The organism is Streptomyces sp. DH12 (assembly GCF_020873895.1).
GTDB lineage: Bacteria > Actinomycetota > Actinomycetes > Streptomycetales > Streptomycetaceae > Streptomyces.
This window is the reverse complement of record NZ_JAHWGT010000738.1, coordinates 1-498: the sequence shown is the minus strand read 5'-3', so window position 1 is coordinate 498 and position 498 is coordinate 1. Positions and strand designations below refer to the sequence as shown.

Sequence of the window (498 nt, the reverse complement as noted above, 5' to 3'; positions counted from 1 at the left end):
TCCTTGGAGAAGGCGAACAGGTACGGCACCCCGGCGCCCTCGCGGATCTTCTCGGCGGCTCCGGTGGCCCGGTCGACGATCGTCGCCACGCCCACGACCTCGGCGCCGGCCTCGCGCACGGCCTCCACGGCGGTGAGCGGGGAGCCGCCGGTGGTGGAGGTGTCCTCCACCACCAGCACGCGGCGGCCCTTGATGTCCGGGCCCTCCACACGGCGCTGCAGACCGTGCGCCTTGGCGGCCTTGCGCACGACGAACGCGTCCAGCGTGCGGCCGCGCGCGGCGGCGGCGTGCAGCATGGCGGCGGCAACGGGGTCGGCGCCCATGGTCAGCCCGCCCACCGCGTCGAACTCCAGCTCCTCGGTCAGGTCCAGCAGCACCTGCCCGACCAGCGGGGCGGCCTCGCCGTCGAGGGTGATGCGGCGCAGGTCGACGTAGTAGTCGGCCTCCAGACCGGAGGAGAGGGTCACCTTGCCGTGTACCACGGCCTTGTCCTTGATC

The 498-nt window shown here is 73.5% G+C and carries 1 protein-coding gene; it reads right to left on the bottom strand.

Translation table 11 applies throughout. From position 1 onward, the window contains the following. The coding region (pyrE, locus tag LPA54_RS36805) for an orotate phosphoribosyltransferase (RefSeq protein WP_228984839.1) at positions 1 to 497 on the bottom strand (497 nt) is incomplete at its 3' end. Between the last annotated feature and the right edge of the window lies 1 nt (position 498).